The sequence below is a fragment of the Streptomyces afghaniensis genome, assembly GCF_044327915.1.
GTDB lineage: Bacteria > Actinomycetota > Actinomycetes > Streptomycetales > Streptomycetaceae > Streptomyces > Streptomyces afghaniensis.
In genome coordinates, this window is sequence record NZ_JBIRGJ010000005.1 from 393,643 (window position 1) to 407,456 (window position 13,814).

Here is a 13,814-nt window from a genome sequence, read left to right on the forward strand (position 1 = left end):
GGTCAAGGACCCGACGGTGTTCCGCTACCGGGACCGCTGGCACGTCTACTCCACGACCGCCGACAGCGCCGGGCGCTGGAGCCTCGGGCACACGAGCTTCGCCCAGTGGTCCGAGGCCGCCTCCACCACCAAGGACCCGTCGGACCCGTTCAGTTGGAGCGCGCCGCGGAACTTCTTCGGCAGCGAGCCGACCGTCGTGACCGAGAACAAGGGCGACGGCGCCTGGCTGGACTTCTGGACGAGCTGCGACCGGACGGACTGCCACCTGTTCTTCTCGGACGGCAACGGCCACCAGTACCGCACTTCAGCCACGGCGAGATGATCCGCGCCGGCGTCGACCAGACCCTCAGTACTACCGGCTGCCCTGGCGGCCGGCCCTGCTGACCCAGACCAACTCCACCTGCTGAACCGCCGCACGACGTCCTGCGAGCCGCGCCTGACAACCGAAGGGACCCCGGACGTGCCTGTCACCCCCCAGCCCATCACGAGGAGACCGCTGCGGTCGATGCTCCTCGCGCTCCTCGCCGCGCTGCTGCCGTTGCTCGCGGCCACCGCGCTCACGGCACCCGCGGCCGCCGCCCGCGAGAAGGCCGTACCCGCCGCGACCCTCACCGAGGTCACGAACTTCGGTACGAACCCCAGCAACCTGCGGATGTACCTGTACGTGCCGGAGAGCGTCACACCGAACCCGGCGGTCGTGGTCGCCGTGCACTGGTGCACCGGCTCGGGCCCGGACATGTACAACGGCACCGAGTACGACACCCTGGCCGACCGGTACGGGTTCATCGTGCTCTACCCGTCGGTCACGCGCAGCAGCAAGTGCTTCGACGTCTCCTCGCCCCAGGCGCTGCGCCGCGGCGGCGGCAGCGACCCGGTCGGCATCAAGTCGATGATCGACTGGGTGACCCGCACCTACGACGCCGACACCGGCCGGGTGTTCGCCACGGGCATCTCCTCCGGCGCGATGATGACGAACGTCCTGCTCGGCGACTACCCCGACGTGTTCGCGGCCGGTGCCGCCTTCTCCGGCGTGCCGTTCGCCTGCTTCGCCACCACCGACGGCTCCGAGTGGAACAGCAACTGCTCGGGCGGCACGGTCACCCACACCCCGAAGGAGTGGGGTGACCTGGTCCGGGGCGCGTACCCCGGCTACAGCGGCCCCCGCCCGCGGATGCAGATCTGGCACGGCACCGAGGACGACGTCCTGCGCTACCCCAACTTCGGGGAGCAGATCAAACAGTGGACGAACGTCCAGGGCGTGAGCCAGACACCGGCCGTCACCGACACGCCCCAGTCCGGCTGGACCCGCACGCGCTACGGCGGCACGGGTGACCAGGCCCCCGTGGAGGCCGTCAGCCTCCAGGGCGTCGGTCACAATCTGTACGCCCAGGGCATGGCATCCCGCGTGCTCACCTTCTTCGGCCTGGACAAGTCGGGCCCGGCCCCCCAGCCCCAGCCCGGCGCCTGCAAGGTGACGGCCGCGGTGAACGCCTGGAACACCGGTCTGACCGCCTCCGTGACCATCACCAACACCGGTACGACGACGGTCAACGGCTGGAAACTCGGCTTCACGCTCCCGGCCGGGCAGACGGTCACGGGCGGCTGGGGCGCCACCTACACGCCCTCGTCCGGGTCGGTGACCGCGACCAACGTGTCCTACAACGGCACCATCGCGCCGGGCGCGAGCGTGAGCATCGGCTATCAGGCCAGTCACGGCGGCAACAGTGCCGCACCGGCCGCGTACACCCTCAACGGGACTGCGTGCACGACCGGTTGACGCAAGCGGTGTGCCTCGGGGGTCGGGTGCCGGATCAGACCGACCGGTGGTACTGGTCCGGCACCCGCACCTCGCCGCCGAGTTCCCGCGCAGCCTGCCGGGCCCACGAAGGGTTGCGCAGCAGCTCGCGGCCGAGCAGGATCGCGTCCGCCTCACCGTTGGCCAGGATCTTCTCGGCCTGCTCGACCTCGGTGATCAGCCCCACCGCGGCGACCGGCAGCGTCGTCTCCTGCTTCACCCGGGCGGCGAAGGGCACCTGGTAGCCGGGTCCGGTGGGGATGCGGACGCCGGAGGCGTTGCCACCGGTGGAGACGTCCAGCAGGTCGACGCCGTGGGCCCGCAGGTCGGCGGCGAAGCGGACGGTGTCGTCCGCGGTCCAGCCGTCCTCGTCGAGCCATTCGGTCGCCGAGATGCGGAAGAACAGCGGCTTGTCGTCCGGCCACACCTCCCGTACGGCGTCGACGACCTCGAGCGCGAAACGGGTGCGGTTCTCGTACGAGCCGCCGTAGGCGTCGGTGCGGTGGTTGGAGTGCGGGGAGAGGAACTCGTTGATCAGGTAGCCGTGGGCACCGTGGATCTCGGCGATCTCGAAGCCGGCGGCGAGCGCGCGGCGGGCCGCGGCCGCGAACTGCCCGACCACGTCCTTGATCTGGTGGACGGTCAGCTCGGCGGGGACGGGATGCCGGTCGTCGAAGGCGACCGGGCTCGGCGCGACGGACGCCCAGCCGTGGGCGTCCGGGCCGACCGGGGCGCCGCCCTTCCAGGGACGGTCGGTCGAAGCCTTGCGGCCGGCGTGCGCGATCTGGATCGCCGGCACCGTGCCCTGCGCGGTGAGGAAGCGGGTGATGCGGCGGAACGCCTCCACCTGCGTGTCGTTCCAGATGCCGAGGTCGTACGGCGAGATGCGGCCCTCCGGTGACACCGCGGTGGCCTCGACGATGATCAGGCCCGTGCCGCCGGTGGCGCGGGCGGCGTAGTGCGCGAAGTGCCAGTCGGTGGGGGCGCCGGTCTCCGGGCCCTCCGGTGCGGCCGAGTACTGGCACATCGGAGGCATCCACACGCGGTTCGGGATCGTCACATCGCGCAGGGTGCAGGGCTCGAAGAGCGCGGTCACGGCGGACTCCATTCGTCACGGGGCCGATGTCGACTCGTACGATAGGCATCGTAGTACGGTGGATGTCAAACTACGAGGTTTCTCGTACTATGGGATCCCCGAAGGAAAGTGGAGCCGCCGTGACCTCTCCCGCCGTCAGCAGCCGCGACCTGCCGCATCCCGTGCGTGACGAGATCCGGCTGGAGGGGGTGCTGCATGCGCTCTCCGACCCGATGCGGTTGCGGATCGTGCGGGAGCTCGCCGGAGTCAGCGGGGAGTTGTCCTGTTCGCACTTCGACCTGCCGGTCACGAAGTCCACGACCACGCATCACTTCCGGGTCTTGCGGGAGAGCGGGGTGATTCGGCAGGTGTATCGCGGGACGGCCAAGATGAACGGGCTGCGGCGGGGGGATCTGGACGAGCTGTTCCCGGGGTTGCTGGATGCCCTGCTCGATGCCGCGGCTCGCCAGGCCGTCCGTGGTGGCTAGGGCCTGTCGTTTGGATCACGCCGCAGACGCGAGGTCTGGCACGCGCATCTGCCGCGTTGTCGTCGGTTGCCGACTCCCCCACGCTCGGCTTCGCTCGCGCGGGCGGTGCCCCCATCGCGTCGACGCCCTCCTCCGCCTTGCAGCTGCACGCACCAGACCTCGCTCACCGGCGCTGAACAGCACGGTCGCTTTCCTGCGACCTGATCCAAACGACAGGCCCTAGACCGCGTCGCCGTGCGCGGCGGTCATGAGGGACTGCCAGTCGGGGAGCTTCACCACGTTCCTGCCGAGTGATGCTCCCAGCATCGCCTCTGCCTGTTCGATCGACTGCCAGCCCGTCCACTCGACCGGGGTGGCGCCCTCCGCGCGCAGGGCCGTGAGCGGGTCATCGGGGACGGCCCTGGCCAGGAGGGCGGGCGCGTCCTCCAGGAGGGACGTCGCCGTCTCCTTCGCGCAGGGGCGGTTCGAGCCGATGACGCCCGTCGGGCCCCGCTTGATCCAGCCGGCCACGTACTCGCCCGGTGTGACGACGCCCTCGCGCAGGACGCGCCCGGCCAGGTTCGGCACCGTGCCGCTGTCCGCGTCGAACGGCAGCCCCTCCAGCGGCACTCCGCGATAGCCCACCGAGCGCAGCACCAGCTGTGCCTCGATGTCCTCGTAGCGGCCCGTGCCCGCCACGCCGCCGTGTCCGTCCGGGGCCGTCCGCTCGAACCGCACCGCGCCCACGTGGCCCCGCTCGGCGAGCAGTTCGACCGGGCGGAGGAAGAAGCGCGGCCGGATCCGGCGCGGGGCGCCGCTCGGCGGTGTCCCGGACCAGCCGCGCAGTACCTCCACGTTGCGGCGCTGCGGGGCGGGCAGGGCCGACGGGTCGGCGTATCCGGGATCCAGGGCCAGCTCGGCAGGGTCCACGATGACGTCGGTCTCCGGCAGGGTGCCCAGCTCGCGCAGCTCCTTGGTGGTGAAGCGGGCCTGCGACGGGCCCCGCCGGCCCACCATGTGGATCTCGGTCACCCGGCTCGCCGCCAGTGTCGTCAGGGCCGCCTGCGGCATGTCGGTCGGGGTGAGCTCGGCCAGGCCGCGCGCCAGCATCCGGGTGACGTCCACGGCGACGTTCCCCACGCCGATCACCACGGCCGACCGGGCGTCCCGCAGGAACCCGGCGTCCACGGCGTCCGGGTGGGCGCTGTACCAGGACACGAACTGGGTCGCCGACCAGCTGCCCGGCAGGTCCTCCCCGGGGACGCCCAGATGCCGGTCGGTGGCGGCGCCCACGCAGTACACCACCGCGTGGTAGAACTCCCGCAGCCGGGCGACCGGCACCCCGCCGGGACCGGCCTGGACGCCGCCGAGGAACCGGACCCGGTCGTGCTCCAGGATCGTGCGCAGGTTGTTCTGGAGCGACTTGATCTTCTCGTGGTCCGGAGCCACTCCGTAGCGGACCAGGCCGTACGGGCACGGCAGCCGGTCCAGGACGTCGACGCGCACCCCGGCGTCCTGCTGGACGAGGCTCTGGGCGGTGTAGCACCCGCTCGGCCCGGAGCCTACGACGGCGACTCGCAGCACGGCGGATCTCCTTACCCGGTGATCCCGAGGGATCTCACAAGAGCGCTGACGCCTCCAGCATCGCACCGGCCGGGCTCCGCTGACAGGGTGCTGTGCTCCGCTCGGGCGCGTGTCCGATCTGTATGGAATGTGATCATTCGGTTACGTTCTGTGTGTGCTGGAAGCATCCTTTCTTAATCTCTCTGATCGCTCTCCGGCGGACAGCGCGGTGTCCGTGCGGCCCGCGTGGGAGGTCCGGGAGAACGAGAACGCCACGCGGTGGTTCGACGTCCGGCTGGCCTTCACCGACGGCGCCCACGTCGACGCACTGGCCGTAGTGGCCGGGGGGTGCGTCGGCGTGGAGGACGTACGCGCGCAGCCCGCGCTGTCCCTCGACGACCTGGCGGTGCTCGCCGACTGGATCGAGGACTCACTGGCCGAGGCGTGCGGAGCCGGGACGGCTCCCGAAGGCTGCGCAGGCCAGGGGCGGCGGGCCCGGCCGGTATGGCCGCGCGGTGCGGAGGGGCGGTGGCTGGTGGCGCAGGAGTACCGCGCGGCCCAGCAGGACGGTGCCGATCCGGTCCTCGCCGTGATGTGCGCGACCGGCCACAGTCGCCGCAAGGCCCTCAGACTGATCGGCCAGGCCCGGGACGCCGGACTCCTGTCACCGCGCCGCGCCCGGCGCTGAACGGCCCCGGCGCCGGGCGGCACGGAAGTCCGCTAGAGCATGTCCCGCATCCGTGTGATCTCGCTCGTCTGCTGGGCCATCACCTCGTCGGCCATCTCCTCGATCCGGATGTTGTTGCCCTGCCCCTTCACGTCCGCGGCCATCGTGATCGCGCCCTGGTGATGGGTCGTCATCAGCGTCAGGAAGAGCTGGTCGAAGGCTTTTCCGTCGGCCGCGCGGAGCTTCTTCAGCTGTGCCTGGGTCGCCATTCCGGGCATCACGGCGTGCTCGTGCCGCTCCGCCTTTAGCGGTTTGCCGTACGACTTCAGCCAGCCCTTCATGGCCTCGATCTCCGGCTTCTGGGCGGCGGCGATCCGTGCGGCGATCCGTTTCACCTTGGTGGACTGCGCGCGCTGCGGGGCGAGTTCGGTCATCACCAGGGCCTGGGCGTGGTGTTCGATCATCATGCGCGCGTAGGAGACGTCGGCCGAGTTGGGGGAGTCGTTCTCCGAGCGCCGGCCGGCGGCCTCCTCGGCGGACAGGGTGCGGTTCGGCTCGCCGGGCTCACCCGGTGCGATCACGGCGGGCCCGTCCTCCGCGGCGGGCTTGCGGTCCGGACCGGAGTCGCAGCCCCCCGTCATGAGCGCGGCCAGGGCGACCAGCCCCGTCGCGACGACGGACGTACGGGACGCACGGCGGAAGAGCACAACGACCTCCTGTGGCGGGCGGGTTGGTGGACACCTCGTGGGGCTGACGGCCATTCGGGCATGTTCCACGGGTCATTGACCGAGTGGCTTCTTTACGATCCTGTTGACACCTGTTGGTATGTGCATGACGAGGACGATACTGCGTGGTGAGTGAACGGTTCCGCAGCGAACGGAACCAGGGAGGAAAAACAGTGATCCTGTTGAACGACCGCAGAACACGCCGCAGACGCCTGGGAGCCAGTGCGATCGCCGGCGGACTGCTGGCCGCGCTCCTCGTGGCGGCGCCGGCAGGGGCCGTCCCCGACCCGGGGGACGTGCCGCCCACGCCGAAGGACGTCTCCAAGAGCGCGCGGGCCGAGGCGCGCGAGGCCATCGAGAGCGGCGAGATACCCGGCCAGGACGAGATCGTCCACTCCGCCAACATCGAGCACGTCGCCAACATCCCCAAGGACGTGCTGCCCGGCACCAACTCGGACCTGGCCTTCCAGGGCAGGTACGCCTTCGCCGGCAACTACGACGGCTTCCGCATCTTCGACATCAGCAACCCGAAGTCGCCGAAGACGGTCGCCCAGGTGCTGTGCCCGGGCTCGCAGAACGACATCTCCGTCTCCGGCAACCTGCTGTTCCTGTCCACCGACTCCTCGCGCAGCGACAGCAGTTGCAGCAGCACCACGCAGCCGGCGACCGAGAAGTCCTCGTGGGAGGGCATGAAGGTCTTCGACATCAGCGACAAGCGGAACCCGCGGTACGTCGCCGCCGTCGAGACCGCCTGCGGCTCGCACACCCACACGCTGGTGCCGGAGCGGCGGAACGTCTACGTGTACGTCTCCTCGTACTCGCCGAACGCCACGTACCCGGACTGCCAGCCGCCGCACGACGGCATCTCCGTCATCAAGGTGCCGCGCAACGCCCCCGAGAAGGCGGCGGTCGTGGGATTCCCGGTGCTGTTCCCCGGTGAGGGGCCGGACGGCGGCGGCAACCCGGGCGGGCCCACCAACCCGGGCGTGTCCAAGACCACCGGCTGCCACGACATCACGGTGCTGCCGTCGAAGGACCTGGCCGCGGGCGCCTGCATGGGGGACGGCATCCTGTTCTCCGTCAAGGACCCGGAGCACCCGAAGGTCATTGACCGCGTGCAGGACAACGTCAACTTCGCGTTCTGGCACTCGGCGACCTTCAACCAGAAGGCGAACAAGGTCGTGTTCACCGACGAGCTCGGCGGCGGCAGCGGGGCCACCTGCAACGCGGCGACCGGCCCGAACCGCGGCGCCGACGGCATCTACGACATCGTCGGCAAGGGCGACCAGCGCAAGCTCGTCTTCCGCAGCTACTTCAAGATCCCCCGCCATCAGGCGGACACCGAGAACTGCGTCGCCCACAACGGCTCGCTGATCCCGGTGAAGGGCAAGGACCTCATGGTCCAGGCCTGGTACCAGGGTGGCGTCTCCGTCTGGGAGTTCACCGACTCCTCGAAGCCCAGGGAGATCGCCTACTTCGAACGCGGCCCGATCGGCACCGACCAGCTGACCTTCGGCGGCTCGTGGTCGGCGTACTACTACAACGGCTACATCTACTCGAACGAGATCACCAAGGGCTTCGACGTCCTGAAGATCAAGGACCGGCGCACGGACCCGGCACGGTGGGTCCACCTGCGTGAGCTCAACGTGCAGACGCAGCCGGACTACTTCGACTGACCCTGCGGACCGCACTCCGGTGCGTCCCCGGTCGCGAAGAACCGCGACAGGTCCCTGTCGCTCCTCCCGCCGGAGGCTCCGGCCTCCGGCGGGACACCCAGCTCCCAGTCGAGCTGGTAGCGCTTGAACAACTCGGCCCGCAGTACGGGGACCGGCATCGGCACCCCCGGCACCAGGGCGGCGTACACGGCACCCATCAGCAGGGCCCGCAGCATCGGGTAGTCGCTGTCGACGTCCCGTGAGCCGTGCCGGGCAACGGTGTCCCGCAGCAGTTCGGCCAGGCGCCGCTGTTCCGGGCAGGGCACGAAGCCCTCGGCCTGCAACAGCCCGGCCATGTGCTGGCGCATCAGCACGGGCCGGTCCCCGGCCAGCCCCAGGATCGCGTCGATGGCCCGCGCCATCCGCTCCCGGCCGTCCTCGGTACGCGGCTCGCGCTCCAGCGCCTCCTCCAGCGTGCGGTGCATCAGCCGGTGCACGGCGGACTGCACGAGCTGGCGCTTGCCCGGGAAGTAGTACGAGACCAGACCGCGGGCCGAGCCCGCCCGGTCGGCGATGTCGCCGAGCGTCGTGGCCTCGAAGCCGCGCTCGCCGACCAGCTCGACCGCCGCCTGGAGAAGCCGCTCCTTCGAACGCCTCCGCAACTCTTCATTGACCGAGGCGCTGCGCGGGGACATGCTGTAACTCCTGCGTTGACTGGCTGCCAGCCAACTATACTCAGAGGTGTCCGGCCAGGACCCGTGCGGTCCGGGCCGGCGATGCCGTCTGCCTCGGGCGACACGGGGGATCGTCCGAGGCGGGCGAGCAGACGACCTGGTGGTGGCCTCGGGCTACTGGTTTCTCGGCTGCTCAGCTCACCAGGTCCAGGACCGGCCGCAGCCCGTCCGGCCGGTCGGTGACCGGCAGGTGGTCCACGAAGTGCACCTCGCATCCCAGGGCGCTGGCCCCGCCGTCCGCCCTGCGATCGTCGCCGACCATGAGCGTCCGGCGCGGATCGGCGCCGAGCGCCTCGCAGGCGGTGGCGAACAGCCGCGGATCGGGCTTCTGGATGCCGTGCTCGTACGACAGGACGTACACGTCGACGTAGCGGTCCAGGCCGTGCTCGCGGAACACCGGGCGCAGGTCCCAGCCGATGTTGCTGACCACCCCGACGGGGATGTCCCGTTCCCGCAGCGTGCGCAGCACCTCGACGGCGTCCGGGTACGGGGTCCATGCCGCCGGTGTCATATGGCGGTCGTACAGCGCGTCGTGCAGCGCCGGGTCGGGCAGCGTGACCTGGCGGGAGAGGCCGGTGTAGGCGGCCCGGTGCAGTGCGGCGCTCTGATCGCGGATCAGCCAGGCGTCGGCCAGTTCCTCCGGCACCCGAGCGGGACCGCCACCGCCCGGCAGTGCCCCGACCGCCTGCAGCGCCTGCGCGGTGGCGGTCAGTTCGGCCTCTGTGATGGGGACTTCGGCGCCGGCCACGGCACCGCGCAGCCAGGATTCGGTGGACTCGACACGGAAGAGCGTTCCGGAGAAATCGAAGAGCACAGCCGTCATGGGGCGATCCTACGAGGCGGCGTTGTCCGGATGGGTGCGCGGCTGCCGGTGCTCGTGCGTCCACACCGCCAGGGCCACCACCGTCGCGCCCAGCAGCCAGCCGCCCACGACGTCCGTCGGCCAGTGGACGCCCAGCCAGACACGGGTCAGCCCGACACCGATCACGGACACGGCGGCCACGGTCACGGCCGTACGCCACACGGCACGGCCCACGCCGTGCCGGTGCAGCAGCCACAGGAGGAGGCCGCACACCACGGTGGCGGTCATGGCGTGTCCCGAGGGGAAGGCCGAGTAGTGGGCCGAGTCGACGGGGTCGGGCCAGACCGGGCGGGGACGGTCCACCAGGGCCTTGAGGGCCTGCTGGAACAGCGTGCCCAGCGTGACGGCCAGCGCCAGCCACACCGCCGTCCAGCGCGCCGCCAGGCGCACCACCAGCCACACGACCACGACCGCGCACAGCACTCGCATGGTCCACGGATCCCACACCCAGTCGGTGAGGATGCGGCACGCCTGGGTGATGCCGGACTCCTCGACGGCCCAGCGGTGGGTGGTGGCGGAGATGTCTCCGTCCGCGCTCATCAGCGGGTTCCATCTGGCCGCGACGAGGGTCAGCAGCAGAGTGGAGCACAGGGCCAGGACGGCGGCCGACCGGGCGGCGGTGCCGTGCTGCGGGCGGGGCGGGGAGTCGACGGACCGGGTGTGCATGATGCGATCCTCGCCGAACCGGGGGCTCCGGATCCAGTACGGAGCCGATCTTCGGTGTCTGAACGGCACACTCCGGCCACCCGGACGCCGCCCTCACGCCTTCGACCTCGGCGCGGATGCGGCCGGATGCCCCGGAACACGCGTCCGGGCTATCCCAGTGCCCGCAACCCCGGAACGAAAGCCACCAGCACCGGCACCACGGGCACCAGTGCGGCCGCCGCCGTCAGCCGCAGCCGGCGTGCCGGGGGCAGCCGGTCCGGGGGAGTGAGCAACCGGTGCACCCGAGCCGGAACATGGGCCTGCGGAGTCGGGCAGGGGCCGAACACGCCGCGGTGCTCGTTGAGTTCGACCAGGGCCAGGGCCGTGGTCAGGCGGCCGAAGCGGCGGGACGCCGTGTCGTCGGCGGCGAGTTCGACCAGGCGGTGCATCTCGTCGCGGAACGCGGCGAACACCGGCACCTGCGGAAAGCCGCCCGCCAGCGCGGAGGAGCAGTTCAGCAGCCAGTCGTGCCGGGCCCGCGCGTGCCCCTGCTCATGGGCGAGTACGGCGTCCAGCTGCCGGCCCTTCAGCCGGCGCAACGCGGCCGTGGTGACGACCAGTTGCGGCGGAGCGCCGGGCTGCCACCAGGCGTCGGGCCGCTCGCTCTCCAGGACGACGAGCCGGCCGGACACGGCCACCTCGCCCGGCATCAGCGGCGCCCTGACCAGCAGATCGGCACGCCGGCGGCGCCGCCGGGCGCGCGCCCCGCCGATCTCGCGGACCAGCATCGCCGCGCTCCACAGCCCGCCGCCTGCCAGGACCACGGCGGTGGTCGCCGCCCAGGCGCCCGCCGTGCCGAGGGCATAGGCCTCGGCGACCGGGCCCGGCGCCGTCGCGAAGACGTGCCCGGCGACCGCGTGCCAGGCGGCGGCCGCGCTGATCGTCATCGACAGCGCACAGCACGCGAGCAGGGCCGCCACCACGCACTGCCACACCCACAGCGCCACGACCGGCTCACGATCCGGCCAGTCCGCCCGGGCGAGCAGCCGGGGAGCGGCCACTGCGATCAGGGCGCCGAGCAGCAACAGTGCCGCGGGGAGCATCATGAGGCGCAGCCTATGAGCGATGCGCCGCTCAGGGGTACGGCTTGTGGCGCCAAAGTGACGCAGGCAACGGATCCATACGGCCCGCCGGGACGGTCCTGCTCACAGCGTCAGCAGCATCGCCACCATCGCGATCCCCATGGACAGCCGGCAGGCCCGCGCCAGCTCCGGCCGGTCGCCCCACCCGGCGGACCCGCCGCCCCCGGCCCCGCTGCCCGCCATGGCGGCCACCGGCACCAGCCGGACGCCGGTGAGCAGCACGTACCCGCCGAAGTAGAGCAGCAGAGCACCCGTCAGGAGCGGGACCCCCGATCCTCCCTGCCCGTGCGCGTGCGCGGGAGCGCCGGCCATGACGACGGACATGTAGACCATGGCCCCGGCCCCCACCAGGTGGTGCAGGTGGTGCGCACCCGCCCGCGCCGCCCACAGTGCGGGGACCGCGGCCGCCCCGAACACCACCGCGTAGGCGGGCCAGGCCCACGGCGGCTCAGTGAACACCCCCGTCGGCACGGCCATCGCGGCCATCCCGAAACCCATCAGCGCCTCACCGCCCGCGGTGCTGCGCTGCTCCCCGGCGCCGCTGCGCATCCGCACCAGGCAGTAGGCGCCGGTCATCGCGCAGAGCGCCACCAGCAGCCAGCCGGACGAAGCCGGTCCGTGCACGCGCACCCTCCCCGCTCGACGGTCGGTCAGCTCGGCAGTCGGTCCATCGATGCCCGGGCCATGCGGCGCGCACGCGAGCGCAAGGGTGTACACGGGGAGCATTCGACGGAGCGCACCGGGTGAGGGCATATGTTTTATGAGTAAAACACCTGCTAACCTTGCGTCCCATGAGCAGTGCGACCCCCGCCCCCGTCTCCCCGCCCGCCCGGCGCCTGCCGCTGGCGGGCGTGCTGCGTGTCGGCCGTCCCTCGGACATCTGGTTCAAGCCCGCGCTGAGCGTGGTCGCGGCGATCGCCCCGCCCAACCTCACCCTCCTGGCGCTCGGCCGGCTCGACCTGGCGATGTACACGATGGCCGGATCCCTGTGCGCGCTGTACGCCCACAACCGGCCGTACGCCGCCCGGGCCGTGGCCCTGGTGTGGGTGGTGCTCGGCATGCTCGGCGGGCTCGCCGTCGCCCTGGTCGCGGCCTCGCTCACCGGCAGTGCCGTGGTGCTGGTCACCGTCGGCGCTCTGCTGGCCGCCGCGCAGAAGGTGCTGTGCGACGCGACCCGTGTCGGGCCGCCCGGCAATGTCGTCCTCACGTTCGTCAGCTCCGCCTCGCTGTTCGCGCCGCAGACCCTCGCCCAGGTCCCCGGCCATCTGGCACTGGCCGCGGCGACGGGTGTCTGGGCCTGGCTTGTCTGCATGGCGCCCGCGCTGGTCCGCCCGCACGGCCCGGAGCGCCGTGCCACCGCCGCCGCGCTGAAGGCCGCCGCCGCGTACGCCGACACGGGCGGCACCGGCGAGGGGCAGGCCCGGGCCCGCGCCGCGGGCTACGCCGCCGTGCAGGCCGCCTGGCAGTCCCTGCTGTCGACGAGCGTCCGGTCCCGTACCCGGCGCGCGCTCGAACGGCTCGTCGTCCGTGCCGAGGTGGCCCTCGCCGCGCCGACGGAGGCGGACGCCGGCCGGATGCGGGCCTGGGCGGGCGCGCTGCGCGGCACCGGGCCCGTCCCGCAGGCCGGGCTGCCGCGGGCGGCCGCCGACGAACTGCTCGGTGTGGACACGGCCCGCGGTCTCTGGGCGCGGCTCGGCCCGCTGACCCCGCTCGCGGCACGCACCGCGCTCGGCTGCGCGCTCGCCGGCTACGCCTCCCTGGCCCTCGGCGTCGGCCGCCCCTACTGGGCCCTGGTCACCGCCGCCTCGCTCTACCAGGCGAACGTCGCCCTGACCTGGAGCCGGGCCGTCCAGCGCGTGGTGGGCAACGTCGTAGGAGTGCTCGTCTTCGCGGCCGTCGTACCGCTCGCGCATCTCAATGAGGCGGCCCTCGTGGTGTGCTGCCTCGCGTTCAGCTTCGGCGCGGAGCTGCTGATCAGCCGCAACTACTGGCTCGGCAGCGTCTGCGTGACCCCCATGGCCCTGCTCATCACCGAGTTCGCCGGGTACCAGAAGCCGGGCGACCTGATGACGGAGCGGCTCGTGGACACCGTCGTCGGTGCCCTGGTCGGCTTCGTCGCCGCCGTGGCCGTCACCAACCGGCGTGCGGGCGACCGCGTCGAACGCGCCCTCACAGCCGCCGACCGGGCCCGCGAGCGCGCCGCCCGTCTCCTGGCGGAGCCGCACCCCGACGCCGCCGCCCTTCAGACCGCGCGCCGCGCACTCGCCGCCGCCCTGGCCGAGCTGCGGGCCACCGCCGACGCGGCGGCCGGCGAATGGTGGCTGCCCGCCCTGCCCCAGGAGCGGGTCGTACTCGCCGAACAGGCAGGACACCGTACGCTCGCCGCGACGGCACGACGCCAGGGGCTGCTCCCGGAGCGGCGCACGGACACGGAGACGGAGGACGCACGGCCATGACGGCGACGGACGGACCATCGCCCAACGG

14 protein-coding genes are annotated in these 13,814 nt (G+C 72.0%); 6 read left to right on the forward strand and 8 right to left on the reverse strand.

All coding sequences use genetic code 11. The annotated features are described in order from the left end of the window. Nucleotides 1–16 precede the first annotated feature (16 nt). Together ACH4G3_RS20430 and ACH4G3_RS20435 are read left to right on the forward strand one after the other, a co-directional pair. Nucleotides 17–322, forward strand: coding sequence for a glycoside hydrolase family protein (locus ACH4G3_RS20430; RefSeq protein WP_397625818.1), 306 nt, complete (start codon nt 17–19; stop codon nt 320–322). A gap of 183 nt (nt 323–505) precedes the next feature. After that, entirely contained in the window at nt 506–1,777 is a 1,272-nt protein-coding gene (locus ACH4G3_RS20435) for an extracellular catalytic domain type 1 short-chain-length polyhydroxyalkanoate depolymerase (RefSeq protein WP_397626172.1), read from the forward strand. Nucleotides 1,778–1,811: 34 nt separating this feature from the next. On the opposite strand, the gene ACH4G3_RS20440 is transcribed toward ACH4G3_RS20435, so the two are convergent. Then, nucleotides 1,812–2,891 (reverse strand): NADH:flavin oxidoreductase/NADH oxidase, encoded by a 1,080-nt coding sequence (locus tag ACH4G3_RS20440; RefSeq protein ID WP_397625819.1) that lies wholly within the window; start codon nt 2,889–2,891, stop codon nt 1,812–1,814. 119 nt (nt 2,892–3,010) lie between these two features. Between ACH4G3_RS20440 and ACH4G3_RS20445 the strand changes: the two genes are divergently transcribed. Next, entirely contained in the window at nt 3,011–3,358 is a 348-nt protein-coding gene (locus tag ACH4G3_RS20445) for an ArsR/SmtB family transcription factor (protein WP_397625820.1), read from the forward strand. Between the two features lie 219 nt (nt 3,359–3,577). Here ACH4G3_RS20445 and ACH4G3_RS20450 read toward each other — a convergent pair whose 3' ends face one another. Continuing rightward, nucleotides 3,578–4,921: an FAD-dependent oxidoreductase gene (locus tag ACH4G3_RS20450; protein ID WP_397625821.1), complete on the reverse strand. Its 1,344-nt coding sequence runs from the start codon at nt 4,919–4,921 to the stop codon at nt 3,578–3,580. Nucleotides 4,922–5,129: 208 nt separating this feature from the next. On the opposite strand from ACH4G3_RS20450, the gene ACH4G3_RS20455 reads away from it, so the two are divergent. Beyond that, nucleotides 5,130–5,588 (forward strand): DUF6214 family protein, encoded by a 459-nt coding sequence (locus ACH4G3_RS20455; RefSeq protein ID WP_397625822.1) that lies wholly within the window; start codon nt 5,130–5,132, stop codon nt 5,586–5,588. A 32-nt stretch (nt 5,589–5,620) separates the two neighbouring features. Here ACH4G3_RS20455 and ACH4G3_RS20460 read toward each other — a convergent pair whose 3' ends face one another. Next, a complete protein-coding gene (locus tag ACH4G3_RS20460; protein WP_397625823.1) occupies nt 5,621–6,274 on the reverse strand; it encodes a DUF305 domain-containing protein in 654 nt (217 codons plus the stop codon). A gap of 191 nt (nt 6,275–6,465) precedes the next feature. On the opposite strand from ACH4G3_RS20460, the gene ACH4G3_RS20465 reads away from it, so the two are divergent. Continuing rightward, nucleotides 6,466–7,968 carry an LVIVD repeat-containing protein gene (locus ACH4G3_RS20465; protein ID WP_397625824.1) on the forward strand — a complete coding sequence of 501 codons (1,503 nt, stop codon included), beginning with the start codon at nt 6,466–6,468 and terminating at the stop codon, nt 7,966–7,968. Here ACH4G3_RS20465 and ACH4G3_RS20470 read toward each other — a convergent pair. From ACH4G3_RS20470 to ACH4G3_RS20490, 5 genes are all read right to left on the reverse strand, one after another. Further along, nucleotides 7,956–8,642 (reverse strand): TetR/AcrR family transcriptional regulator, encoded by a 687-nt coding sequence (locus ACH4G3_RS20470; protein WP_397625825.1) that lies wholly within the window; start codon nt 8,640–8,642, stop codon nt 7,956–7,958. The two genes, ACH4G3_RS20465 and ACH4G3_RS20470, sit on opposite strands and share 13 nt — an antisense overlap. A gap of 172 nt (nt 8,643–8,814) precedes the next feature. Beyond that, nucleotides 8,815–9,504, reverse strand: coding sequence for an HAD family hydrolase (locus ACH4G3_RS20475; RefSeq protein WP_397625826.1), 690 nt, complete (start codon nt 9,502–9,504; stop codon nt 8,815–8,817). A gap of 9 nt (nt 9,505–9,513) precedes the next feature. Next, complete coding sequence (locus ACH4G3_RS20480) at nt 9,514–10,209, reverse strand: phosphatase PAP2 family protein (protein ID WP_397625827.1); 696 nt, start codon at nt 10,207–10,209, stop codon at nt 9,514–9,516. A 149-nt stretch (nt 10,210–10,358) separates the two neighbouring features. Next, nucleotides 10,359–11,294: a M56 family metallopeptidase gene (locus tag ACH4G3_RS20485; RefSeq protein WP_397625828.1), complete on the reverse strand. Its 936-nt coding sequence runs from the start codon at nt 11,292–11,294 to the stop codon at nt 10,359–10,361. Between the two features lie 99 nt (nt 11,295–11,393). Next, on the reverse strand, nt 11,394–11,954 hold the full coding sequence (locus ACH4G3_RS20490; RefSeq protein WP_397625829.1) for a DUF5134 domain-containing protein: 561 nt from the start codon (nt 11,952–11,954) through the stop codon (nt 11,394–11,396). A gap of 167 nt (nt 11,955–12,121) precedes the next feature. Here ACH4G3_RS20490 and ACH4G3_RS20495 point away from each other — a divergent pair, with 167 nt between their 5' ends. Then, nucleotides 12,122–13,786: an FUSC family protein gene (locus tag ACH4G3_RS20495; RefSeq protein ID WP_397625830.1), complete on the forward strand. Its 1,665-nt coding sequence runs from the start codon at nt 12,122–12,124 to the stop codon at nt 13,784–13,786. The last annotated feature ends 28 nt before the right edge of the window (nt 13,787–13,814 follow it).

Excerpts from the sequence above, each read along its gene's own strand:
- ACH4G3_RS20435 (WP_397626172.1), top strand. The coding sequence starts at position 506 with ATGCTCCTCGCGCTCCTCGCCGCGCTGCTGCCGTTGCTCGCGGCCACC.
- ACH4G3_RS20470 (WP_397625825.1), bottom strand. The coding sequence starts at position 8,642 with ATGTCCCCGCGCAGCGCCTCGGTCAATGAAGAGTTGCGGAGGCGTTCG.
- ACH4G3_RS20475 (WP_397625826.1), bottom strand. The coding sequence starts at position 9,504 with ATGACGGCTGTGCTCTTCGATTTCTCCGGAACGCTCTTCCGTGTCGAG.
- ACH4G3_RS20480 (WP_397625827.1), bottom strand. The coding sequence starts at position 10,209 with ATGCACACCCGGTCCGTCGACTCCCCGCCCCGCCCGCAGCACGGCACC.
- ACH4G3_RS20485 (WP_397625828.1), bottom strand. The coding sequence starts at position 11,294 with ATGATGCTCCCCGCGGCACTGTTGCTGCTCGGCGCCCTGATCGCAGTG.
- ACH4G3_RS20495 (WP_397625830.1), top strand. The coding sequence starts at position 12,122 with ATGAGCAGTGCGACCCCCGCCCCCGTCTCCCCGCCCGCCCGGCGCCTG.